The sequence below is a fragment of the Achromobacter mucicolens genome (genome assembly GCF_029866465.1).
In the GTDB taxonomy this organism is placed as follows: domain Bacteria; phylum Pseudomonadota; class Gammaproteobacteria; order Burkholderiales; family Burkholderiaceae_B; genus Achromobacter; species Achromobacter mucicolens.
The window spans coordinates 2,471,909-2,493,762 of the sequence record NZ_CP123364.1; the positions used below are offsets into that span (position 1 = coordinate 2,471,909).

At 68.3% G+C, this 21,854-nt stretch carries 20 protein-coding genes; 10 read left to right on the forward strand and 10 right to left on the reverse strand.

Annotated features, from left to right (window positions below; translation table 11 throughout):
• Nucleotides 1–20 precede the first annotated feature (20 nt).
• The 8 genes from QEP15_RS11295 to QEP15_RS11330 all read left to right on the forward strand — a co-directional run bounded on the left by QEP15_RS11295 (nucleotide 21) and on the right by QEP15_RS11330 (nucleotide 7,188).
• Nucleotides 21–947: a ParB N-terminal domain-containing protein gene (locus tag QEP15_RS11295; protein ID WP_152384290.1), complete on the forward strand. Its 927-nt coding sequence runs from the start codon at nucleotides 21–23 to the stop codon at nucleotides 945–947.
• 156 nt (nucleotides 948–1,103) lie between these two features.
• Nucleotides 1,104–1,784: an RraA family protein gene (locus tag QEP15_RS11300; RefSeq protein WP_152384291.1), complete on the forward strand. Its 681-nt coding sequence runs from the start codon at nucleotides 1,104–1,106 to the stop codon at nucleotides 1,782–1,784.
• Entirely contained in the window at nucleotides 1,781–2,983 is a 1,203-nt protein-coding gene (locus tag QEP15_RS11305) for an aminotransferase class I/II-fold pyridoxal phosphate-dependent enzyme (protein WP_056317138.1), read from the forward strand. The genes QEP15_RS11300 and QEP15_RS11305 overlap by 4 nt, the downstream gene beginning before the upstream one ends.
• Before the next feature lie 122 nt (nucleotides 2,984–3,105).
• Nucleotides 3,106–3,927, forward strand: a complete 822-nt coding sequence (locus QEP15_RS11310) for an ABC transporter substrate-binding protein (RefSeq protein ID WP_175155374.1) — start codon at nucleotides 3,106–3,108, stop codon at nucleotides 3,925–3,927.
• Between the two features lie 122 nt (nucleotides 3,928–4,049).
• Entirely contained in the window at nucleotides 4,050–4,739 is a 690-nt protein-coding gene (locus tag QEP15_RS11315) for an amino acid ABC transporter permease (RefSeq protein WP_056317142.1), read from the forward strand.
• On the forward strand, nucleotides 4,732–5,421 hold the full coding sequence (locus QEP15_RS11320; protein ID WP_056317143.1) for an amino acid ABC transporter permease: 690 nt from the start codon (nucleotides 4,732–4,734) through the stop codon (nucleotides 5,419–5,421). The genes QEP15_RS11315 and QEP15_RS11320 overlap by 8 nt, the downstream gene beginning before the upstream one ends.
• Before the next feature lie 11 nt (nucleotides 5,422–5,432).
• Nucleotides 5,433–6,167: an amino acid ABC transporter ATP-binding protein gene (locus QEP15_RS11325; RefSeq protein ID WP_062841528.1), complete on the forward strand. Its 735-nt coding sequence runs from the start codon at nucleotides 5,433–5,435 to the stop codon at nucleotides 6,165–6,167.
• 25 nt (nucleotides 6,168–6,192) lie between these two features.
• Nucleotides 6,193–7,188 (forward strand): LysR family transcriptional regulator, encoded by a 996-nt coding sequence (locus QEP15_RS11330; protein WP_373981879.1) that lies wholly within the window; start codon nucleotides 6,193–6,195, stop codon nucleotides 7,186–7,188.
• A 155-nt stretch (nucleotides 7,189–7,343) separates the two neighbouring features.
• Here QEP15_RS11330 and QEP15_RS11335 read toward each other — a convergent pair whose 3' ends face one another.
• From QEP15_RS11335 to imuA, 4 genes are all read right to left on the reverse strand, one after another.
• Nucleotides 7,344–7,727 (reverse strand): I78 family peptidase inhibitor, encoded by a 384-nt coding sequence (locus QEP15_RS11335; protein WP_108005591.1) that lies wholly within the window; start codon nucleotides 7,725–7,727, stop codon nucleotides 7,344–7,346.
• A gap of 121 nt (nucleotides 7,728–7,848) precedes the next feature.
• A complete protein-coding gene (locus QEP15_RS11340; RefSeq protein ID WP_280148785.1) occupies nucleotides 7,849–11,088 on the reverse strand; it encodes an error-prone DNA polymerase in 3,240 nt (1,079 codons plus the stop codon).
• A 1-nt stretch (nucleotide 11,089) separates the two neighbouring features.
• Nucleotides 11,090–12,559: a Y-family DNA polymerase gene (locus QEP15_RS11345; RefSeq protein ID WP_217618439.1), complete on the reverse strand. Its 1,470-nt coding sequence runs from the start codon at nucleotides 12,557–12,559 to the stop codon at nucleotides 11,090–11,092.
• Nucleotides 12,489–13,193: a translesion DNA synthesis-associated protein ImuA gene (gene imuA, locus QEP15_RS11350; RefSeq protein WP_056317163.1), complete on the reverse strand. Its 705-nt coding sequence runs from the start codon at nucleotides 13,191–13,193 to the stop codon at nucleotides 12,489–12,491. The genes QEP15_RS11345 and imuA overlap by 71 nt, the downstream gene beginning before the upstream one ends.
• Nucleotides 13,194–13,360: 167 nt before the next feature.
• Between imuA and ypfH the strand changes: the two genes are divergently transcribed.
• Complete coding sequence (gene ypfH, locus QEP15_RS11355; RefSeq protein WP_217618440.1) at nucleotides 13,361–14,065, forward strand: esterase; 705 nt, start codon at nucleotides 13,361–13,363, stop codon at nucleotides 14,063–14,065.
• On the forward strand, nucleotides 14,065–14,847 hold the full coding sequence (locus QEP15_RS11360; RefSeq protein WP_056317168.1) for an IclR family transcriptional regulator: 783 nt from the start codon (nucleotides 14,065–14,067) through the stop codon (nucleotides 14,845–14,847). The genes ypfH and QEP15_RS11360 overlap by 1 nt, the downstream gene beginning before the upstream one ends.
• Before the next feature lie 36 nt (nucleotides 14,848–14,883).
• Here the strand turns inward: QEP15_RS11360 and QEP15_RS11365 are convergent, their stop codons facing one another.
• The 6 genes from QEP15_RS11365 to QEP15_RS11390 form a co-directional block, all read right to left on the reverse strand.
• On the reverse strand, nucleotides 14,884–15,678 hold the full coding sequence (locus tag QEP15_RS11365) for an SDR family NAD(P)-dependent oxidoreductase (RefSeq protein WP_062841522.1): 795 nt from the start codon (nucleotides 15,676–15,678) through the stop codon (nucleotides 14,884–14,886).
• Nucleotide 15,679: 1 nt separating this feature from the next.
• Nucleotides 15,680–16,657 carry a Bug family tripartite tricarboxylate transporter substrate binding protein gene (locus tag QEP15_RS11370; protein WP_062841521.1) on the reverse strand — a complete coding sequence of 326 codons (978 nt, stop codon included), beginning with the start codon at nucleotides 16,655–16,657 and terminating at the stop codon, nucleotides 15,680–15,682.
• A gap of 60 nt (nucleotides 16,658–16,717) precedes the next feature.
• Nucleotides 16,718–18,442 carry a thiamine pyrophosphate-binding protein gene (locus tag QEP15_RS11375; protein WP_152384294.1) on the reverse strand — a complete coding sequence of 575 codons (1,725 nt, stop codon included), beginning with the start codon at nucleotides 18,440–18,442 and terminating at the stop codon, nucleotides 16,718–16,720.
• 13 nt (nucleotides 18,443–18,455) lie between these two features.
• On the reverse strand, nucleotides 18,456–19,289 hold the full coding sequence (locus QEP15_RS11380) for a hypothetical protein (protein ID WP_279990972.1): 834 nt from the start codon (nucleotides 19,287–19,289) through the stop codon (nucleotides 18,456–18,458).
• Nucleotides 19,290–19,447: 158 nt separating this feature from the next.
• Nucleotides 19,448–20,869 (reverse strand): efflux transporter outer membrane subunit, encoded by a 1,422-nt coding sequence (locus tag QEP15_RS11385; protein WP_280148786.1) that lies wholly within the window; start codon nucleotides 20,867–20,869, stop codon nucleotides 19,448–19,450.
• A 69-nt stretch (nucleotides 20,870–20,938) separates the two neighbouring features.
• Complete coding sequence (locus QEP15_RS11390) at nucleotides 20,939–21,853, reverse strand: efflux RND transporter periplasmic adaptor subunit (RefSeq protein ID WP_152384297.1); 915 nt, start codon at nucleotides 21,851–21,853, stop codon at nucleotides 20,939–20,941.
• Nucleotide 21,854 lies beyond the last annotated feature (1 nt).

Below are 21,854 nucleotides of genomic sequence, written 5' to 3' on the forward strand. Positions count from 1 at the left end.
CCCGACTTTATTTGGACACCATGGAAATCAGAGTAGACGAAGGCCTGCGCGCCTATATAGACCCGCTGACCGAGGACGAACACGCCGCGCTGGAGCGCAGCCTGCTGGCCGAAGGGTGCCGCGACGCCCTTGTGCTGTGGGGCGATCTGCTGGTCGACGGCCACAACCGCTACGCCATCTGCGTCAAGCACGACATTCCCTTCAAAACCATCCAGCATCCGCACTTCAAGTCCATCGAGGACGTGCATCTGTGGATGATCGAGAACCACCTGGGCCGGCGCAGCGTGTCGGACTTTCAGCGGGGGGTGCTGGCGCTGCGCAAGAAGGAGATCCTGCTGGCGCGCACCGGGCCGGAGGCCGGGGCGGCGACTGGCGAGGGGGCGACAGAAGGCGCAGCTTCGGAAGGCGCGCCGTCCGACGGATCGCCGTCCGACGACTCCCCACCTTGGGACGAGGACGCGCCCGGGGCCGGCGCCGCGCCGATGCGCGGCCACGCCAATCCCGACTGGAAGCCGGCCGTGCCCAGCCGGCAGGCGCTGGCGCGCGCCGCCCGCATCAGCAGCAACACCCTGGGCCAGATCGAAAAGATCCAGAAGTCCGCGGCGCCGGAATTGGTGCGCGCGGTCAAGGAAGGCGCCATCTCCATCAACGCCGCGGCGGCCGTGGCGTCGCTGCCGGCGGAACGGCAGGCTGCCGCGGTTGCCGGCGGCCGCAAGGAATTGCAGCAGGCCGCCCGGGAAGTGCGCCAGGCCAAGGCCCCGCCACCCCGCGAGGCGCCGCCCGAGGAGCCCATCGAGAACATCGCCGACATGCCGGCCGAGATCGCTCGCCTGCGCCAGTTGCTGGCCAAGCTGACGGACGAGCGTGACCAGCTCAAGAAGAAGGTCATGCACCTGACGGTGGCGTTGTCCGAGGCGCGCAGCGCGTCGGGCGCCGGCGATGACTGAGCGCGGATGCAGGAATAAGGGATAACCCTTAAACCGCTTAATCCACGAAAAATATTCGTGGATCGCTGGGAATTTATATCGTTTTGAGGAAAGGCTTGCGCGGCTTTGTAATGCAGGTTCGCTTCAACGCTCCTTGCATTCACACTGACTTTCCTTATGAATCCCATCGGATATCGCATTCTTTCCCGTACCGCGCCGGCCGTCGCCGCCGACGTGCTGGCCGGCTTTGCCACCATCGGCTCGGCCCAGATCAGCGACTGCATGAATCGTCTGTACGGCGTGTCGGGCCTGCGTCCGCTGCATAATGGCGCACGCCGCACGGTCGGCGTGGCGCTGACCGTCAAGACCCGTCCGGGCGACAACCTGATGATCCACAAGGCGATTTCGCTGGGCGGGGCGGGCGACGTGATCGTCGTGGACGGCGCGGGCGACACCAGCAACGCGCTGGTGGGCGAACTGATGATGATGGACGCGCAGTCGCGCGGGATCGAAGGATTCGTGATCGACGGCGCCGTGCGCGACGCGGACGTGTTCGCGCAGAGCGAATTCGGTTGCTTTGCCCGCGACGTGTCGCACAAGGGGCCGTACAAGGACGGTCCGGGCGAGATCAACGTGCCCGTGTCGGTGGGCGGCCAGGTGGTCAACCCCGGCGACGTGGTCGTGGGCGACGCCGATGGCGTGGTGGTGATTCCGGCCGAACACGCCAGCGCCGTGCTTGCGCTGGCGCTCAAGAAGGAAGACGACGAAGCCGTGGCCAAGGAAAAGCTGCGCGCCGGCACGTACACCAAGCCGTGGCTGGAAAAGACCCTGGCCGAAAAGATGGGAGCGGCCAAATGAGCATCGTCGCCGACCGCATCAAGCGCATCAAGCTGTCGCCCAGCGTCGCCGCGCGCGCCATCATCGCCGAACTGCGCGAACAGGGCCGCCGCATCATCGACCTGACCATCGGCGAACCCGATTTCTCGACGCCCGAGCACATCCGGCAGGCCGCGACGGCCGCCATGAACCGCGGCGAAACCAAGTATCCGCCGGCGCAGGGCACGCTCGCCCTGCGCAAGGCCGCGGCCGCGCACCTGCTGGAAGCGACCGGCGTGACGTACCCGGCTTCGCGCGTCATTGTCAGCACCGGCGCCAAGCAGGTGATCTTCAACGGCCTGGCCGCCACGCTGAACGATGGCGACGAAGTGCTGATTCCCGCGCCGTTCTGGGTGTCCTATCCGGACATGGTCCTGGTCAACGGCGGCGTGCCGGTGACGGTGGAAACGTCGCCCGCCAGCGACTACAAGGTCACGCCCGACGCCCTGGAACGCGCCATCACGCCGCGCACCAAGTGGCTGATGATGAACGCGCCCAGCAACCCGACCGGATCGGTCTACACCGCGGAAGAACTGCGCGGCCTGACCGAGGTCCTTGCGCGTCATCCGCACGTCTGGCTGATGACCGACGACATCTACGCGCGCCTGAACTTCACCGGCGAGCCCACCGTGCATCCGCTGCAGGTGGCGCCGGAACTGGCCGAACGCACCCTCGTGGTCAACGGCGTGTCCAAGGCCTACGCCATGACGGGCTGGCGCATCGGCTACGGCGCCGGTCCCGATGAGCTCATCAAGGCAATGGCGATCCTGCAATCGCAAAGCACGTCGGGCGCCTCGTCGGTCAGCCAGGCGGCCGCGCTGCAAGCGTTGACGGGCCCGCAGGACTGCGTCGTGGAGTTTGCCAAGGTGTTTCGCGAACGCCGCGACCTGGCGATCGCCGAATTGTCGGGCACGCCGGGCCTGGACATCGTGGTGCCGCAGGGCGCGTTCTATGTCTTTCCGGACTGCTCGGGCCTCTTGGGCAAGAAGACGCCGGCCGGCGACGTGATCGCCAGCGATACCGACCTGACACATTACCTGCTGCGCGAAGCGGGCGTGGCGGTCATCGACGGTCACGCCTACGGCGCGCCGGGCACGTTCCGGCTGTCGTTCGCGGCCTCGCTGGACGATATCCGGCAGGGTTGCTCGGCGATCCGCGAGGCGTGCGCCAAGCTGGCCTGATGCCCGATACCCGCCGGACCTCGGCGGTCCGGCGTGATCGATTCAACGCCATCGACTCCACGCCATCGATTCAACGTCCTATTCAGTCTGTTCACCAAACAACCAATCAAGGGGAATGAACCATGAAGCGTCACACTTTCTTTGCCGCCTGCCTGGGCCTGGCTACGCTGGCCGCGGGCGGAATCGCCCACGCCGACCAGCTTGACGACATCAAGGCGCGCGGCGAGCTGGTCTGCGGCACGTTGGGCACGTCGCAACCCTTCAGCTTCCAGGACGCCGCGACACGCCAACTGGTGGGCTATGACGTGGACGTTTGCAAGCTGGTCGCCGACAAGCTGGGCGTCAAGGTCAACTACAAGCTGCTGTCGGTGGCGGCGCGCGTGCCCGAGCTGAACGAAGGGCGCGTGGACATCCTGGCGGCCAACCTGGGCTATTCGCCCGACCGCGCCCAGCAGATCGCCTTCAGCCACTCGTACTACGTCAGCCCGCAAAAGCTGATGGTGCGCAAGGATTCGGGCCTGGATTCGATCGAGGCCCTGAACGGCCGCCGCATCGGCGCGACCAAGGGGTCCAGCTCCGAGCGCGAAATCAAGCGCATTCTGGACAAGTCGCAGGTGATTGGCTACGGCGACAGCTCGGCCACGTACCTCGCCCTGCAGCAGAAGAAGGTCGACGCGCAGTTTGCCTCCGAGCTGGTGCTGGTGCGCCTGGTGCTGCAAAGCCCGCCGACCGCGCCGGTCAGCGTCATCCCGAAGGCGGTGTTCGATGAGCCCTGGGGCCTGGGCGTGCGCAAGTCCGAACCGCGTTTCCTGGAAACGGTGAACCAGGCGCTGGACGAGGCCGAAGCCTCCGGCGCGGCGGCCAAGCTGTTCGACAAGTGGTTTGGCCCCGAGACGCCGTACAAGCTGGAACGCAGCTTCAAGATCGGCCCGATTGCCGGCTGAGGCACGGACCCGGGCGTTTCCTTCGCCACTCCCGTCACGGCTTCGGCGCGTCCCGCAAGGCGGCGCGCGCGAAGCCGTGATGCTTGGCGCCGCGCGCCCGATCGCAGGAGATTGACAGGTTTATGAGCTTTCTAGACGCTTCCCAATACCAGCTGCTGCTCAGCGGCATGGCGGTCACCGTGCAGCTGTTTCTGGTTGCATGGGTCATGGCGTTCACCATCGCGGTGACGCTGGTGGTGGTGCGCGCCACCAATCTGGCGCCGTGCCGCTGGCTGGTCGACGCCTATGTGGAATACCACCGCAACGTGCCCCTGCTGGTGCAGGTGCTGTTCTGGTATTTCGGCATGCCCGAATTGCTGCCCGAAGGGTTCCGCATGTGGCTGTACGCGCACAACGCCGAAATGTCGCTGGCGGCGATCGCGCTGGCGCTGGGGTCGGCCGCCTATATCGCCGAAGACATCCGCAGCGGCCTGCGCGCCATTCCGGGCACGCAGTTCGAGGCCGCCCGCGCGCTGGGCGCCAGCTATCTGCAATGCATGCGCTTCGTGATCGTGCCGCAGGCGCTGCGCATCTCCATTCCGCCGCTGGTCGGGCGCGCGCTGCTGCTGTTCAAGAACACCAGCGTGGCCATGGCGATCGGCGTGATGGAGCTGACCTACCAGGCGCGGGAAATCGAAAACGAGACCTACCGCACCTTCGCCACCTTCGGCGCGGCGACGATCATGTACCTGCTGGGATCGTTCCTGATCATGGCTTTCGGATCGCGCATCTACGCCCGTTATCGTCTGAACCGCGGAGGCCACGGTGCTTGATCTGCTGATGCAATACTGGCCCACGCTGCTCGTGGGCCAATACCCCAACGGTCCGCTGGGCGGACTGGCGCTCACCCTGATCCTGGCCGCGCTCGGCCTGGCGATGTCCTTGCCGCTGGCGCTGTTGATCGCGCTGGCGCGTGTCAGTCCCTATGGCTGGCTGCGCACGGCCAGCAAGGCCCTGGTCAATGTGGTGCGCGGCATGCCGCTGCTCATGCTGATCTTCTGGGCTTACTTCGTCGTGCCCAAGATCACCGGGCAGGTGGTCAGCGGCTTCTGGACGCTGATCTTTGCGCTGGTGGTCTATGAAAGCGCCTACCTGTCCGAGGTGATCCGGTCCGGCATCGAGGCGGTGCCGCGCGGGCAGATCGAAGCCTCGCGCTCGCTGGGCGTGGGCTACTGGACGACGATGCGCAAGGTGGTGCTGCCGCAGGCGCTGTTCAACGTGCTGCCCAGCATGACCAGCCAGTTCGTGTCCACCATCAAGGAAACGTCGCTGGGCTATGTCATCAGCGTCAATGAACTGACTTTTGCCGCCAACCAGGTCAACAACCTCGTGCTGACGCAGCCGCTGCAGGTGTTCGGCATTCTGGCCATCATCTACTTCTTGGTGTGCTTCAGCCTGAGCCGCGGCTTGAGCTGGCTGGACCTGCGCATCCGCCGTTCGCGGGCCATGGCTTAAAGGAACAAAACATGATCAATCTCGAAAAAGTGAACAAGTGGTACGGCGAGCATCATGTGCTCAAGGACGTGGACCTGTCGGTGGCGCGCGGCGAAGTGCTGGTGGTCTGCGGCCCGTCGGGGTCGGGCAAGTCGACCATGATCCGCACGATCAACCGGCTGGAGCCCATCGAGAAGGGCCGCATCCTGATCGATGGCCAGGACATCTACCAGAAGGGCGCGAACCTGAACGCCCTGCGCCAGAAGATCGGCTTCGTGTTTCAGCAGTTCAACCTGTTTCCGCACATGAGCGTGCTGGAGAACGTGATCTTCGCGCCGGTGAACATCCGCAAGCAGCCTCGCAAGCAGGCCGTGGAGCTGGCGCGCAGCCTGCTCGATCGCGTGGGGCTGGCGCACAAGATCGACGCCTATCCCGGATCGCTGTCGGGTGGTCAGCAGCAGCGGGTGGCGATTGCGCGCGCGCTGGCCCTGCAGCCGCCGGTCATGCTGTTCGATGAGCCGACCAGCGCGCTCGACCCGGAGATGGTGGGCGAGGTGCTGCAGGTGATGAAGGGGCTGGCCAAGGACGGCATGACGATGGTGTGCGTGACGCACGAAATGGGCTTTGCGCGCGACGTCTGCGACCGCGTGGTGTTCATGGACGCGGGCGAGATCCTGGAGATGGACACGCCCGAGCGCTTTTTCAGCGCGCCTGCGCATCCGCGCGCGCAGCGCTTCCTGGCGGACATCCTGCATCCGCGGGGATGATCCGGGCCGAGCGGCCTCGGTGGTAATGTTGGGGGTTTCCATGCGCTTTTCTTCGACCGCGGCGATGTACACCCTCAAACAGCTGGAGGCCTTTTATTGGAGTTCCGAACTGGGCAGCTTCAGCGCGTCGTCGCGCAAGCTGCACACCACCCAATCGGCCGTGGCCAAGCGGGTGGGCGAACTCGAGGCCTTTGCGGGCGCGCCCCTGTTCGAGCGGCGGGCCAAGAAACTCCTGATGACCCCGCAGGGCCGCAAGCTCTTTGAGCTGGCAAGCCAGATGCTGGAGCTGAACAGCCGGATCGTCCAGAACATGGCCGATCCGGCCAGCTTTGAAGGCGTGGTGCGGCTGGGCGTGACGGAACTGGTCGGCATGACCTGGCTGGCCGGGCTGATCAAGCAGATCAGCCAGCGCTACCCGCGCGTGCAGCTGATGCCCGAGATCGACGGCGGCATCACCCTGTATGAGCGGCTGGAGCAGGACGAACTGGACCTGGCGATCATGCCGGGTCCGTTCTGGGGTTACCAGTACGATTGCACGCATCTGGGCGCGGTCACCAATGTGTGGATGGCCAGCCCGGCGCTGGACATCGATGTCGCCGCCGCGCTGACGCCGCAGGACCTGGCGCCGTACCCCGTCATTTCGCAGCCCACCAATTCGGCGTTATCGCATCTGTATGACGCGTGGTTCGCCGAGCAGGGGATGCCGGTCAAGCGGGTGCTGACGTGCAACAGTCTGGGCATGATGGCCCAGCTGACGATGCTGGGGTTGGGGATCAGCTATCTGCCGGGCGCCTACTTTGCGCCGCTGGTGGCGCGCGGGGCGCTGTGCCAACTGAATGTGCAGCCGGACCTGCCGACCATCAACTACTACGCGGTGCACAAAAAGAACATCGTCAACCCGGTCGTGTCGCGGGTGATCGACATTGCGCGCGAGGAATGCGCCTTCGAGGTGGCGGGGGCGTTCCTGCCGCATGTGCCGCCGGCGGCGCGGCCGCTCGGGGCGGGTGAAAAAGGCGAGTAAAAAGCGCGAGTGGAAAGGGCGGGTTGGCCGATCGGGATCTGACCGGAGATTGATTGGCAAGGCCAGCGACCGGGGCGGCCGCTGGCCTTGCGCTTGTCTTGTTGCGGCGCCCGGTCCTGCCGCTGAGGCGGCCGGAAGCGGGCCGGCTGGCGCCGTCAACCGCAGCGGATTGCCGTCATCACGTCCTTGTCGTCCACGATGAGGTTCAGGCGGGTGTTGTTGTATTCCATGGTGACCACCTGGCCCGGGCGCAGCATGCGCGCGGTGGTGCTGCCGCTGCGAGTGCGCATGTCTTCCATGACGGAGGGCGTGGCTTTCTGGCCGATCTGCGATTGCAGCGCACCGGCGTCGCAAGTCTTGCCGCTGGTGCTGCCGGGCATGGACGAGGATGAACCGTAGGAAGCGCCAGCGCCGGTGCTCGAGGAAGAGGACGCGCTCGAGGAGCTGGATGCCGGCGCGCTGGATGTGCGCGAACCGCCAGTATTGGCGCACGCAGCCAGGCTGGCAACCAGCAGGAAGGGGATCAGCTTGCGGATCATGTAGGACTCCTTACAACGAGCGGACAAAAACCCATGATAGACCAGCGGCGATGTGCTGTGGTCAAGGCGCGGCGGCCCCTGTGCAACCGGGCAACAGCGGCAGGCGGCTGGCCGCGCAGCTTTAGTGGAAATCGCGGCTTTGCGCCGCCAGTCCGCCAAGCAGGTCGGACATATCCACCAGCCGCTGCGCGATCAGGTGGCGCACGCCGTCCACGCTTTGCCAGGCGCCAAAGACCCCCAGCAGGGTGGCGCCCAGCAGTTCGCGGCGCTGGCGTTCGATGAGGTCGGGGCGGACCACCACGTTGACCGGGCCGGTCTCGTCTTCGAGGGTCACGAAGATGACGCCCTTGGAGGTCTGGGGGCGCTGGCGCACGGTGACGATGCCGCAGGCCCGGGCGACGCGTTTGTTGGGATAGCCGTTCAGCACCGAGGCGGGCTGGAAATTGCGGGCGGCCAGTTGCGGGCGCAGCAGCGACACGGGATGGCTGTGCAGCGTCAGGCCCACGCTGCGGTAGTCGGCGGCCACGGTCTGGCTTTCGGATGGGGCGGACAGTTGCGGGGCCTGGGCGTCCACGATCTCGGCGTCGCGCAGCAGGTCGCGGCTTTGCACGCTGGCGGCGGCCTCCCAGCTGGCCTGGCGCCGGTGGCCGGCCAGGGTGCGCAGCGCGTCGCCCGCGGCCAGCGCATTCAGGTCGTGGCGGTTGAGCCCGGCGCGGCGGGCCAAGTCGGCGGTGTTGGCAAAGGGGGCCTCGGCCCGCGCCGCTTCGATGCGGCGGGCAGTGTCCTCGCGCATGCCCTGCAGCAGGCTGAGGCCCAGCCGCACGGCGGGACGGGGCTCGGCGGCGGGCGGCGCGTGGTGATGCGCGCGCCGCCGGGCGCCGGGATGGCCGCCGGGCAGTGTTTCCAGCACGGAATCCCAGCCGCTCACGGTGACATCTGCGGGCAGCACGCACACGCCGTGGCGGCGCGCGTCCTGCACCAGCTGCGCGGGTGCATAGAACCCCATGGGCTGGGAATTGAGCAGGGCGGCCAGGAAGGCCTCGGGTTCGTGGCGCTTGAGCCAGGAACTGGCATATGCCAGCAGCGCGAAACTGGCCGCATGGCTTTCCGGGAAACCATATTCGCCAAACCCTTCCACCTGACGGAACAAGGCTTCGGCGAAGTCCAGCGTGTAGCCGTGCGCCAGCAGCCCGCCCACCAGCTTGACGCGGAACTTGTCCACGCCGCCCTTGCGCCGCCAGGCCGCCATCGACCGGCGCAGCTGGTCGGCTTCGCCCGGCGAGAAACCGGCGGCCACCACGGCGATCTGCATGACCTGTTCCTGGAAGATGGGCACGCCCATGGTGCGGCTGAGCACGCCGCGCACTTTTTCGCTGGGGTAGGTTTCGTCTTCCTTGCCCTGGCGGCGCCGCAGGTAGGGATGGACCATGCCGCCCTGGATCGGGCCCGGGCGCACGATGGCCACCTGCACCACCAGGTCGTAGTATTCGCGCGGCCGCAGGCGCGGCAGCATGGTCATCTGCGCGCGCGATTCGATCTGGAAGACGCCGATGGTGTCGGCATCGCAGATCATGTCGTAGGTGGGCACGTCGCCTTCCGGGATGTCCTGCAAGGCCAGCGGCTGGCCGCGGCGCTGGCTGGCCAGTTCGAGTGTGCGGCGCAATGCCGACAGCATGCCCAGCGCCAGCACGTCCACCTTCAGCAGCTTCAGGGCATCCAGGTCGTCCTTGTCCCATTGCACGACGCTGCGGTCTTGCATGGCGGCGTTTTCAATGGGCACCAGGCGCGAGAGCTTGCCGCGTGAAATGACAAAACCGCCCGGATGCTGCGACAGATGGCGTGGAAAACCCATCATGGTCTGCGCCAGCGACGCCCACTGGCGGGCCACCTGGGATTCGGGGTCCAGGCCGCACGCGCCCAGCGTGCGCAGCATTTCCTTCTTGCCGTCCCACCACTGGTGGGCGCGGGCCACGGCGTCGATGACGCCCGGGTCCACGCCCAGCGCACGCCCCGTGTCGCGCAGCACGCTGCGCGGCCGGTACGAGATGACCACCGCGGTCAGGGCCGCCCGTTCGCGGCCGTATTTGTCGTAGATGTACTGGATGACTTCTTCGCGGCGCTGGTGTTCGAAGTCGACGTCGATGTCGGGCGGTTCGTTGCGTTCCTTGCTGATGAAGCGTTCGAACAGGTTGTTGCCGCGCTGCGGGTCCACGGCGGTGATGCCCAGGCAATAGCACACGGCGGAGTTGGCAGCCGAGCCCCGGCCCTGGCACAGGATGCCGGCGTTGCGGGCGAACTGCACGATGTCGTAGACGGTCAGGAAATAGGCCTCGTAGTTGAGGTCCGAGATGAGTTCCAGTTCCTTGTCGATCTGCGCCATGATGCCGTCGGGAACGCCCCGCGGAAAACGCCGGGCGGCGCCGGCCAGCGCTTCCTGGCGCAGGTAGCTGGTCGGCGTGTGGCCGGGCGGCACGATCTCGTCGGGGTATTCGTAATGCAGTTCGTCCAGTGAAAACGTGCAGCGGCGGGCCACGGCCAGGGTCTGCGCCAGCGCGTCGGGCGGGTACAGACTGGCCAGGCGCATGCGGCTGCGCAGGTGTTGTTCGGCATTGCCGGACAGCGCGTAGCCGCATTGCGACACCTGCTGGCGGGTGCGGATGCCGGTCAGCGTGTCGTGCAGCGGCTTGCGCGAACGGACATGCATCTGCACCTGGCCGACCGCCACGATCGGCAGTTGCGAGGCCTGGGCCGCGTGCTCGACGGCGGCGCGGTGCAGGTCGTCGCGCGACTGGTGCAGCAAGGTCAGCCCCACCCACGCCCGCCCCGGAAAGACGCGCGCCAGCCAGCGCGCCTGGTCGGCCATGCGGTCGGCGTCGGTGCCGTAGGCGGGCGTCAGGATGGCCAGGCATTCCGGCAGGTTGCGCAGGTGCGCGTACCCGGCGGGCGGATCGGCAATGTCTTGCGGCGCCAGCCGGTATTCGCCCTTGGGCGCCCGGGTGCGGCCCAGCGTGATGAATTCGGACAGGTTGCCGTAGCCCTCGCGGGTCTGCGCCAGCAGGGTCAGGCCCAGCGGCGCGGCGTCGGGCGCGGCGCGCAGCTGGAACGTGGCGCCGATGATGAGCGGCAGCTTGAGGGTCTTGGCCTCGGTATGGGCGCGCACCACGCCGGCCAGCGAGCATTCGTCGGTCAGGGCGAGCGCGGCGTAGCCCAGTTCGGCCGCGCGGGCGGTCAGTTCCTCGGGGTGCGAGGCGCCTTGCAGGAAGGAAAAATTGGACTGGCATTGCAGCTCGGCATAGCCGGGCAACTGGGCCAGGGTCTCAGCCGGGCCCAGCGGATCGGGGGCGTCGTCGTCCATGCGCATGTCAGGCGTACAGTCCGTGCAGGAACCAGCGCGCGTCCTCGGCGTCGCGTTCGCGGTAGATCCAGTAGCGCGCGCCGGCCGCGTCTTCGGCGACGAAGTAATCGCGCACGGTCAGGGCCGGGTCCCACCACCCGCTTTCGATGCGCTCGGGGCCGCGCATCAGCCGCAGCGCCTGGCCGCCGTAGTGGGGGCGATGGCCGGACAGCTTCAGGGGCTGCGGGGTTTCCAGCAGCCAGAACGGCCGGTCGAGCAGCGGCGGCAGGGGGGCGGGACGTTCTGGCGCGGCCAGCGCGTCGGTCCATGCGTTGGCGGCCTCGGGACGGTGGTCGGGGGTGGGCCGGGCATGACGCACCCGGTCGCGGCCCAGCCGCGCCACCAGCAGGTCCAGGAGCCGCGCGTGGTCGGCGGCGGTGCCGCCCGGCTCGGGGAACAGGGTGGTGCTGGCGGCGGGTTGCTCGACGGTGTCGGGCGCGTGCAGCGCCACCGCGATGACGGGGGCTTCCAGCGTGAAGTGGTTCAGTTTTTCGCGCAGCAGATGCAGAAGCTGCGAGGCCTGCCAGATGGGCTGGGCCAGCGCGACCTCCAGTTCGGTCGGCGGGCGGGCGTGGCGGCCGCGTTCGTGATCCATGCTGAGCACCACGCGCCGCACGGCCAGTTGCCGGGCGGTCAGCCAGCCGCCCAGCTGCTCGGCCAGGCGTCCCGCCACCGCCAGCACGGCGTCGGTGTGTTCCACATAGTCCATGAGCTCGATCCGCCGCGAAAACTGGTTGGGCGGTTCGAGCCAGCGGTAGAGTTCGGGCGTCTGGCCGTAGGCGGCGTCCAGCGCTTGCAGCAGATCGGGCGCGCTGCGCCGCTGCAGGCCCGCGCGGGGCAGGGCGCGCAGGTGCGCCAGCGTGTGGCAGCCGATGTCGTCCAGCCAGTTGCGGCGGCCTTGCGCCTGGGGCAGCAGCGACAGGGGCAGGGCATCGAGCCGCCGCGCCAGGGTGGGCAGCTTGAGCGTGCGGCGGGGCACGCCCCGGCCGGCGCGCCGCGCCAGCAGCCAGGCGCCCGTGGCCGTGGGCGCCATGCCCAGCGACACCCGCAGATCCAGCGCGCGCAGCGTGGCGGCCACCCGCCGGCTCAGCGCCCGCGGTCCGCGAAAGAACATCAGGCTGGCGCCCACATTCAGCAGCACGGTGTCGCCGTCGGCCAGCGCGATTTCGGGGGTGTACTGCAAGAGGGCCAGCGCCGCGCCCTGCAAGGCGTCGGCTTCAGCCTGCGGCTGGCGGGGCAGCAGTTCCACGCCAGGCGCGATGGCCGCCGCGCCCGCGCGGCGCATGCCGGGCGTCACGCCGGCCTGGCGGGCGGCGGGCGTCAGGGCGGCCACACGTTCCTGGTCCAGAACGGCGAACGCCTGCTGTTCATGCGGCCAGTGCGGGCGTATGGCGTCCAGCGGCAGGCAGCGCAGGTATGCGGCGATCCAGAGGCGCATGGCGGGGAGAAGAGGGGGTAAGGGCGCCGGGCTCCAGGCCCACGTACAGCGGGGTGTCGCAGACAGGCCCCCGGCGCTTCAGTATGTGTACGGACAGGCCGCCCGGCGCGGGCGCCAGCGCTAGCCGCAAGGCGGCGGGCGTGGCGCTTTGGGCGGCGCGGGACGGGCGCACGGCGATGAACAGCAGGTCGCTGGCCTGGGCCGCCAGGTGCAGGCGGCGCAGGGATTCCGGGCGCACGTGGGGCAGCCAGCAGATCAGCGCGCCGCAACTGGCGTTCTTCAGGATCTGTTCGCTGGCCCACAGCGCATCCACCGGTTTTTCCGGCGCCACCCACAGCAGTTGCCGGGGATCCAGCCGCCAGCTCATCCAGCTGGCGATGTGCGGAACATGGGGAGGCTGCACCAGGGCAATGGGCCGACGGGTTTCCAGTTGGGCCAGCGCGGGACGCAGCAGGCGGATTTCTCCGATGCCGGGATGGGGCGTCAGCAGTTCGACGAGCGATCCCAGCGGCCAGCCGTTATCCGGCAGTTCGGCCGATAGCGCCGCATGCCCGGTTGGCAGGGTGCGTGCGGCGCCTTTGGCCAACTGCGTGGCGCGCCACAACGCGGGATGGATACGTTCGGGGGACTGCATGGCAAAAGCGCCCGGTGTTCAATACCTGGATAAATATACAGTATTGTACCGGGCTTTGCGCCAGCAGGACGTATCGAAAAGTGGCCCGGGACGGCCAGGCGCGGCGCATTTTACAATCCCGCAATCGGGGCGCATTCCACGGTCCCAGCCCAGCACGGAGCAGTTTCATGGCGTCTTCCAGTTCTATCGAATTCCTTCCCGATCCGGGCGTCGACGTGCGCCAGCTCTTCATCCTGCTGCACGGCGTGGGCGGATCGCCCGCCAACCTGGAGCCCCTGGCCCAGGCGGTACGCGCGGCCTTTCCGAGCGCGGCGGTGCTGATCCCCGAAGGCTTCGAGCCCTTCGATGGCGGCGGCGCCGGCCGGCAGTGGTTCTCGGTGCGCGGCGTTACCGACGACAACCGCGTCGACCGCGTGGCCCAGGCCCTGCCGCGCCTGGAAGCCTACGTGCACGATGCGCAGGCCCGTTTCGGCCTGCTGCAGTCCGACACCGCGCTGGCCGGCTTTTCGCAGGGCGCCATCATGGCGCTGGAGCTGGTGCAGGCCCACGACGGCATGGCCGGACGCGTGATCGCGTTTTCGGGCCGCTACGCGCAACTGCCCAAAAGCGCCCCGCAGTACACCACCATCCATCTGCTGCACGGCGCCGACGATCCGGTCATGAGCGTGTCGCAGGCCCAGGCAGCCCAGGCCCGCCTGGCCGAACTGCACGGCGATTCCACCATCGACATCGCCACCCACGTCGGCCACGAACTGCATCCCGCCCTGATCCAGCGCGCCATCGTGCGCCTGCAGACCTGCGTGCCGCTGCGCAGTTGGGAAGCGGCGCTGGGGCTGAACCAGACGCCGCCGGACGGGGCGACGGTGCATTGATGGCGCCCCGCGCGAGCGACGCCGTCGGCGGCGCGCAAAGCATTTTCCGCGTGTTGCGCATCCTCAAGTACGTCGGGGCGGCCCCGGCGCGTGGCGTGGGCCTGACGGACGTGGTGCGCGATGTCGGCCTGACGCCGCCCACCGCGCATCGCATGCTCACGGCGCTGCTGCAGGAAGGCTTCCTGTCGCTCAATCCGCGCCTGAAGACCTACAGCCTTGGCCGCGAGTCCTACATCCTGGGGCTGGCGGCCGAAAGCCGGCACGGCATCAAGGCCATCGCCGAATCGGCCGTGCTGAGGCTGGCGCAGTCCACGGGCGACACCAGCTTCCTGTCGGTGCGCTCCGGGCACGAAGCGGTCTGCGTGGACCGCAAGACGGGCGACTTTCCCATCAAGATCCTGACGCTGGAAGTCGGCCACCGCCGCCCGTTGGGCGTTGGCGCGGGCAGCCTGGCCTTGCTGGCGTTCCTGCCCAATGACGATATCGAACGCGTGCTGGCGCGCTACGACGCCAGCGCGGCGCCCGACCTGCCATCGACCGACATGCTGCGCGAGGACATCGCCGCCGCGCGCCGGAACGGCTATGCGTTGAACCCGGGCCGCATCATTCCGGACATGCTGGGCGTGGGGGTGCCGGTGCTCGACCGCGAGCAGCACGTGGTGGCGGCGCTGAGCGTGGCAGCCATCCGGTCGCGCCTGTCCGGCGCGCGCCTGGCCGACGTGGTGGCTGCGCTGCAGCGCGCGGCGGCGGAATTGTCGGCGGACCTGGCCCCGCGCGTCTGATCGCGTCCCGGCCAGTCCGGTCCCGCCGGCTTTGCGCTAGCGTCCCGCGCAGGCCTTGCCGCCATCGACCGGCAGGCACACGCCGGTGATGTACTTGGCCTCGTCGCTTGCCAGAAACAGCGCGGCATGGGCCACGTCCCAGGCGTCGCCCATCCGCCCCATGGGGCTGGCGGCATTGCGCCGCCGCCGCATTTCCTCGACGTCATCGAACTGGCCCGCGATCTGTTTGTAGATCAACGGGGTGTCGATGACGCCGGGCAGCACCGCATTCACGCGGATATTGTCCGGCGCGTAACGCACGGCCAATGACCGCGTCAGGTGGTTCAACCCGGCCTTGGCGGCGTAGTAAGAGGTGTACGGATAGGAATTCACCTGGATCGAGGCCAGCGACGAGATGTTGACGATGCTGCCCGCGCCCTGCGCCAGCATGGCGGGCAGCACATGCTTGCAGGTCAGGAACACGCCGGTCAGGTTGGTGTCCAGCACGCGATGCCAGCTCTCCTCGGTGGCCTCGATGGGATCGCCCATTTCCGTGATGCCCACGTTGTTGTGCAGCACGTCGATGCGCCCGGCGGCCGCCAGCACGGCGGCGACCGCCGCCTGGATCTGCCCGGAATCGGTCACGTCGGCGGTCAATGCCTGGCAGCGCCCGCCTTCGGCTTCGATGATGCCGCAGGTTTCGCGGGCGGCCTCCGGCCGCAGGTCCACGGCGAATACCCACGCGCCTTCGCGTGCGTATAGGGCCGCCGCGGCCTTGCCGTTGCCCCATCCCGGCCCGGACGAGCCCGCGCCAAACACCAGCGCCACCTTGTCTTTCAGCCGCTGACCCATGTCATTCCGCCGAGATGTGCGCAAAGTCGGCGACCTTCTTCCACTTGGCCACGTCGCCCTGGATCATCGCGGCAAATGCCTCGGGCTTGTCGGCGACCACATACGCGCCCACGCCCGCGTACTTGGCCTGCACGTCCTTGTCCGCCAGCGCCTTGCGGGATGCGTCGTTCAGCTTGGCCAGCACGTCCTTGGGCAGGCCCGCGGGCGCCAGCAGGCCATTCCACATTTCCGCGTCGTAGTCCGGCAGACCCACTTCCGCGAACGTGGGCACGTCCGGCAACTGCGGCAGGCGGGACTTGGCGGCCACCACGATCGGGCGCAGGTTGCCCGACTGGATGTGCGCCATCGATGACGCGGCCGTATCCCACAGGATGGGCACCTGGCCGGCGATGACGTCATTGAGCGCGGGACCCGTGCCGCGATACGGCACGTGCATCATGTCCAGGCCCGACAGCGACTTGTAATACTCCATCGCCATGTGGGTGGCGCCGCCGTTGCCGGACGAGGCGTACGAATACTTGCCCGGGGCGCCCTTGATCAGGGCGGTGAACGACGCATAGTCCTTGGCCGGGAAGTTCTTGTTCACGACGATCACGCCAGGCACGCGGATGATCTGCGTGACCGGCGTGAAGTCCTTCACCGCGTCGTAGGGCAGGTTCTTGTACACGGCAGGGTTGGTGCCGTTGGTGCTGGACGTGCCCAGCAGCAGCGTGTAGCCGTCCGGGGCGGCCGAGGCCACGGCGCGGCTGCCCACGGTGCCGCCCGCGCCGCCGCGGTTCTCCACCACGACCGGCTGGCCGATCTGCTTGGCCAGCGCTTCGGCAAAGATGCGTCCGACCACGTCCGAGGTGCCGCCCGGCGGGAAGGGCACGATCAGGCGGATGGGACGGTCGGGGTAGGTGGCCTGCGCCGCGGCGGCGCCCGCCAGCGACAGGGTTGCCGCGGCGGCCGCGAGCTTGATCCAGGTTCTGCGCTTCATGAGGTTTGTCTCCTTGCTTGATATTGTTTTGTGTGTCGAACCGGGCGATGCGCGCCGCCCTCAGGCGATGCGGTCGCCCGGCTTGATCTTGGCCGCCCGGCTGTCCACGCCCGGCAGCATGTGCGCGGGGTCGCGCGTGACCACCACGTCAAGAATGGTGGGACGGTCCTTGCAGGCGTAGGCCTGCGCCAGCGCGGCGGGCAACTCCGCGGGATCCTCGACGCGGATGCCATTGCAGCCCAGCGCACGCGCCACGTTGGCGTAGTTCGTGTCCACCAGATCCGACGACTGGTAGCTGCCCGCGCCATACATCAGGTGCTGCAACGCCTTGATGTAACCCGACGCGGCGTTATTGACCACCACGAGCGTGAAGGCGAGCTTCATGCGCACCGCGGTTTCCAGTTCGCCCAGCGACATATTGCAGCCGCCGTCGCCGGTCAGGCTGACTACCTGGCGGCCGGGGGCCGCCGCGGCCGCGCCGATCGCGCCCGGGATGCCGTAGCCAATGGACGCAAAGCCGCGGTCGGGCACAAACCCGCGGCCGGCGCGCTTGGTGTCGAACAGCAACCCGCCCCAATGCGCGGCAAAGCCGCCGTCGGCCACCAGGATGCCGTCTTCGGGCAGCGAGGCATTGATCTCGTGCATCAGCCGCGCCATGCCGACGGGGCGGTCGCCGGAAGTCAGCTTTGCGTTGACCGATTCGCGCCACGCGTGCATGGCCTGGCCCACCTCGTCCACGTAGTCCTGGCGGGCAGGCGCGCCGTGGGCGGCCAGGCGCGCGTCCAGGTCCTCCAGCGTGGCACGCACGTCGCCCCACAGGCGCAGGGCGGGAGTGGTGGTGCGGTCGAATTCCTCGGCCACGATATCCAGATGGATGATCGGCGCGCCCGCAGCCAGCAGGTCGTAGCGGCGGGTTGCCACTTCGCCCAGCTTGCAGCCGACGACAAAGAGGCAGTCGGATTTGGCGATCAGGTCGTTGGCAATGCGGCTGTAGCGGCCGAAAAGCCCCGCGTTCAGCGGATCGCTGCAGGCGATCGCGCCCTTGCCGCTCATGGTGTGGGCGACGGGAATGCCGAATTTGCGTGCGAAGGCCTGGACGGTATCGGCGGCATCGCTGATGTGCACGCCGCCGCCGCACAGCATCAGCGGGCGGGAGGCCCCCGCGAGCATGCTTGCCGCTTGGGCCACGTCGTCAGCCGACGGACGGCAGCGCAGGGCGGGCGAGCGCCGGTAGTTGGGGCTGGAATAAAAGTCGTCGGCATCGAACGCATGGACCGCGTGCGCGATGTCTTCGGGCACGTCCAGCACCACGGGCCCCGGACGGCCGCTGGTGGCCACGGCAAACGCGCGCCGCACCAGCTCGGGAATGCGCTCGATCATCTCCACGCGCAGCACGTCTTTCACGACTGGGCGCAGCACCTCCAGCTGCCGGGCCTCCTGCGTCATGTTCTTCCACGAGTGCATCCGGTGCGAGTCGCCGACCAGCGCGACCAGCGCCGTGCCGGCGTTGTAGGCTTCGGCCAGTCCGGTCACCAGGTTGGTCGCGCCAGGACCCAGGGTCGCGTCGCACACGCCCGGGCGGCCGCTGACCTTGGTGTAGGCGTCGGCCGCGAACACCGCGCAGCGCTCGTCGTTGATCAGGTTGTGATTCAGGTTCAGGCGGCGCGCGGCGTCATAGAAGGGCAGGAGCTGGAAGCCGCCCATGCCGAACATCAGGCCGACCTCGTGCGCGGCAAACATGCGGGCGAGGGCTTCGCCTCCGGTGATTTCCAGTTTTTCCGACATGCGGGTAAGGCTCCTAGTGGGTGTCGCGCCCGGCGAGCAGGGCGTCGATAAAGGTTTTGAGCGGTGTGCCGACGCGGCAGCCCAGGTCGCGGGCGCGGGCGTTGGCCGAGGAGATGGTCCCTTCCTCGTAGCAGGAACGGGCGTCGCCGATGCGCGCGGTGTGCGCCGAGACGGTCAATGCGGCGATGCCGCGCTGCTGCAGCAGGGGCAGGCGTCCTATGCCGGCGCTGTCCTTGCCCATGCCCGCGTCGTTGAAGGTAACCAGGCGCGGGGACGCCCGGACACCATCGGACTGCAGGCCGGCCAGCCGTTCTCCGTGAGAGGCGGTGACGGCGATGAGGCCGTCGTCCTGCGCATCCACGAGCGACACGGAGTCGGCGCCCACCACGAGCGGGGCGCCGTCCGGGCCGGCCTTGATGACGATGCGGGATTCCTTGATGGCGGTGGGGCGGCCGGCGTTTGGCTGGGCGTGCGCGAGCCGCGCAGCGGCTTCGGAGACGGTCATGCCTGGCTCGCAGCCCAGTTCCTGGGCAAGCGCATTCACAAAGCTGATGACGCCGTGGCGCGCCATGTCTGCGCCATCGCCGATGCGGCAGCTGCGGTAGCTGGCGGTGGCGGCGGGCACGCCCCAACGTTGCAGGTCGTCCAGACCCGCAATGCCGGCGCGCTGCCAGCCCACGCCGGCGTCGTTCAGCACGACGGCGCGCACCTCGCCCCGTGCCGCGCAATAGGCGGCATAGCTGCCGCCATGCGACCCGGCGATCACGACGCGCCCGGCGTCCTCCCGCGTCAGCTTGGTGATGCTGTCCAGCACCCGCGCGTCCCGGATATTTTCCGGATGTTCCATATTATGAATTGTCCCCGTCCTACAGCGGTGGCTCCGTCGGGTCGGGGCTGCGCTGTCGAATCGTTTGATGTTGTTATCGCGTTCGGGACGATTCTAGGGGCGCGGGTTTTATGGAATCAATGCGATCCCCATAATATGGAATTGATTTTGCGGCCGGCTTACTGCTCCCAGCCTCCGCCCAGCGCCAGAAACACCGCGATCTGGTCGCTGGAGAGCTCCGCCTGCGAGGCCGCCAGCGCGCTTTCATTGCTGGCCAGCGTGCGCTCGGCGTCCAGCACGGTCAGGTAGTCCGTCTTGCCGTACTGGAACAGGCGCCGCGCCTGCGAAGCCGCTTCCGCGCTCTGGTCGCGGGCCGCGCGCAGGGCGGTGTCGCGGTCCAGTTGGCGGGCGTAGACGACCAGCGCGCTTTCGGTTTCGCGCAAGGCATTGAGCACGGTCGCGTCAAAGCGGGCGGCGGCGGCCTTGGTATTGGCTTGGGCCTCGGCGATGCGCGCTTGCGCGGCGCCCGTGTTGGGCACCGTCCAGGAGATCAGCGGACCCACGCTCCAGCTGAAAGTGCCCCGGTCGCCAAACATGGCGGCCGGACCACCCGATGCGGCGGACAGGCCCAGCGTGATCTTGGGATAAAGGTCGGCCGTGGCGACCCCGATGCGGGCCGTGGAGGCGGCCAGGGTGCGTTCCGCCTGGCGGATGTCGGGACGGCGGCGCAGCAGCTGCGCGCCATCGCCCACCGGGATGGTTTCGGTCAGCTTGGGGGCGCTGGCGCATTGCAGCAGCGTGGGCGAGATCTCGCCGGGCGTCTGGCCGGTCAGCGCCGCCAGGCGATACAGCGCCGTGCGCTGCTGGGCCTGGAACGGCGGCAGGTTGGCCTGCAATTGTTCAAGCTGGCTGCGCGCCCGCGTGACGTCCAGCGTGGTGCCCCGGCCAGCGCGCTGCAGTCGGCCGACGGCGTCGACCGATTCGCGCTGCACCTGCACGGAATGCTGCGCCGAGGCCAGCTGCATGCCCGCCGCGCACAGGTTGGCGTAGGCGCGCGCGGTCTCGGCCGCGACCGTCACGCGCGTGGCGTCGTACGCGGCCTGCGCGGCCTGCGCGTCGTCAGTAGAGGCTTCCACGGCGCGGCGGATCTGGCCGAACAGGTCCAGTTGATACGACACGCTGGCGCCGGTGGAGTAGGACCAGCGGTTGGGCGGATCGATGCCGGGCTGAAGCTCCTGCAAACCGGAGACGTGGCCGAACGTGGGCGAGGCATTGACGCCGATCGTCGGCTGCTGCTGGGCCTTCGTTTCCTGCACCGCGGCCTGGGCGCGTTCAAGGTTGGCGCTGGCCACGCGCAAGTCGGTGTTTGCGGCCAGGGCCTTTTCCACCAGGCCGTCCAGCGCCGGGTCGTTGTACAGACGCCACCAGTGGCCAGGGACCGCCTCTTGCCGGTACACGTCTTCCTGCGCTTGTACGAAGGAGGATTGCGCGCTCGGCCGCTGGGACACGGCCTCGCGCGGCACCTGGTAGTCGGGGCCCACGGCAGCGCATCCGGCCAGCGCGAGGGCCAGCGTCAGCGGAAGGAGAAATCTGGTTTTCATGGCAGGTACGGCTTGGCGTCGATAAGGAATTCAAGGGTTTTCGGAAAGCAGGGCGGTGCGGGCCGCTCCTCAGGAAGCGTGAGGCGCGGCGGCCGCGGGCTGGGGCGGGCGGTCGTCGACCGAGACGGTGGCGGTCTGGCCGGCGACCAGGCGCACGCCCTCGGGCACGTCGTCGATCTTCACGCGCACCGGAATGCGCTGCGCGAGGCGGACCCAGTTGAAGGTCGGGTTCACGTTGGGAAGCAGGTTCGCGCCGGTGCTGCGGTCGCGGTCCGCGATCCCCATGGCGATGCTTTCCACATGGCCGCGAATGTGGCGCGATTCGCCCATCAGCGTCACGGTGACGGGGTCGCCTTCGTGGATGCCGGGCAGCTTGGTTTCCTCGAAGTAGCCCTCGACGTAGAACGACCCGGCGTCCACCAGCGCCATCACGCCGTGGCCGGCCGTGGCGTACGAACCGGCGCGCAGGTCCAGGTTGGTGATGCGGCCATCGCTGGCAGCCACGACACGGCTACGCGCGAGGTTCAGGCGGGCAGTGTTCAGTTGCACCTGCGCCTGGGCGAGCGCGGCTTCGGTCTGCTGCACCTTGGTCTGGCTCTGTTCCACCGCTTCGGCCGCAACCAGCTGGCCGAGCGAGCGGTTGCGCTTGGCGTCGCGCAGCGCCTGGTCGTGCGCCACCTGCTGCGAACGCACGGAGGCCTGGGCCTGGTCGTACGCCAACTGGAAGCGGGCGCGGTCGATCTCGAACAGCAGGTCGCCGGCCTTCACGTCCTGGTTGTCGTGCACGGGCACGCTTGTCACCAGGCCGGACACGTCGGGCGCTACCTGCACCACATAGGCCTTGACGCGGCCATCGCGCGTCCAGGGCTCGACTTCATAGTGATCCCAAAGCTGCCAGCCGGCGTAAGCGGCGGCGGCGACGACAACGGCCGTCACTGCGAACTTGCCGATAGCAGCAGGGCGAAGGGCATTGGGGAGTTTCATA

Excerpts from the sequence above, each read along its gene's own strand:
- QEP15_RS11295 (WP_152384290.1), top strand. The coding sequence starts at position 21 with ATGGAAATCAGAGTAGACGAAGGCCTGCGCGCCTATATAGACCCGCTG.
- QEP15_RS11300 (WP_152384291.1), top strand. The coding sequence starts at position 1,104 with ATGAATCCCATCGGATATCGCATTCTTTCCCGTACCGCGCCGGCCGTC.
- QEP15_RS11305 (WP_056317138.1), top strand. The coding sequence starts at position 1,781 with ATGAGCATCGTCGCCGACCGCATCAAGCGCATCAAGCTGTCGCCCAGC.
- QEP15_RS11310 (WP_175155374.1), top strand. The coding sequence starts at position 3,106 with ATGAAGCGTCACACTTTCTTTGCCGCCTGCCTGGGCCTGGCTACGCTG.
- QEP15_RS11315 (WP_056317142.1), top strand. The coding sequence starts at position 4,050 with ATGAGCTTTCTAGACGCTTCCCAATACCAGCTGCTGCTCAGCGGCATG.
- QEP15_RS11325 (WP_062841528.1), top strand. The coding sequence starts at position 5,433 with ATGATCAATCTCGAAAAAGTGAACAAGTGGTACGGCGAGCATCATGTG.
- QEP15_RS11330 (WP_373981879.1), top strand. The coding sequence starts at position 6,193 with ATGTTGGGGGTTTCCATGCGCTTTTCTTCGACCGCGGCGATGTACACC.
- QEP15_RS11335 (WP_108005591.1), bottom strand. The coding sequence starts at position 7,727 with ATGATCCGCAAGCTGATCCCCTTCCTGCTGGTTGCCAGCCTGGCTGCG.
- QEP15_RS11340 (WP_280148785.1), bottom strand. The coding sequence starts at position 11,088 with ATGCGCATGGACGACGACGCCCCCGATCCGCTGGGCCCGGCTGAGACC.
- QEP15_RS11345 (WP_217618439.1), bottom strand. The coding sequence starts at position 12,559 with ATGCGCCTCTGGATCGCCGCATACCTGCGCTGCCTGCCGCTGGACGCC.
- imuA (WP_056317163.1), bottom strand. The coding sequence starts at position 13,193 with ATGCAGTCCCCCGAACGTATCCATCCCGCGTTGTGGCGCGCCACGCAG.
- ypfH (WP_217618440.1), top strand. The coding sequence starts at position 13,361 with ATGGCGTCTTCCAGTTCTATCGAATTCCTTCCCGATCCGGGCGTCGAC.
- QEP15_RS11360 (WP_056317168.1), top strand. The coding sequence starts at position 14,065 with ATGGCGCCCCGCGCGAGCGACGCCGTCGGCGGCGCGCAAAGCATTTTC.
- QEP15_RS11365 (WP_062841522.1), bottom strand. The coding sequence starts at position 15,678 with ATGGGTCAGCGGCTGAAAGACAAGGTGGCGCTGGTGTTTGGCGCGGGC.
- QEP15_RS11370 (WP_062841521.1), bottom strand. The coding sequence starts at position 16,657 with ATGAAGCGCAGAACCTGGATCAAGCTCGCGGCCGCCGCGGCAACCCTG.
- QEP15_RS11375 (WP_152384294.1), bottom strand. The coding sequence starts at position 18,442 with ATGTCGGAAAAACTGGAAATCACCGGAGGCGAAGCCCTCGCCCGCATG.
- QEP15_RS11380 (WP_279990972.1), bottom strand. The coding sequence starts at position 19,289 with ATGGAACATCCGGAAAATATCCGGGACGCGCGGGTGCTGGACAGCATC.
- QEP15_RS11385 (WP_280148786.1), bottom strand. The coding sequence starts at position 20,869 with ATGAAAACCAGATTTCTCCTTCCGCTGACGCTGGCCCTCGCGCTGGCC.
- QEP15_RS11390 (WP_152384297.1), bottom strand. The coding sequence starts at position 21,853 with ATGAAACTCCCCAATGCCCTTCGCCCTGCTGCTATCGGCAAGTTCGCA.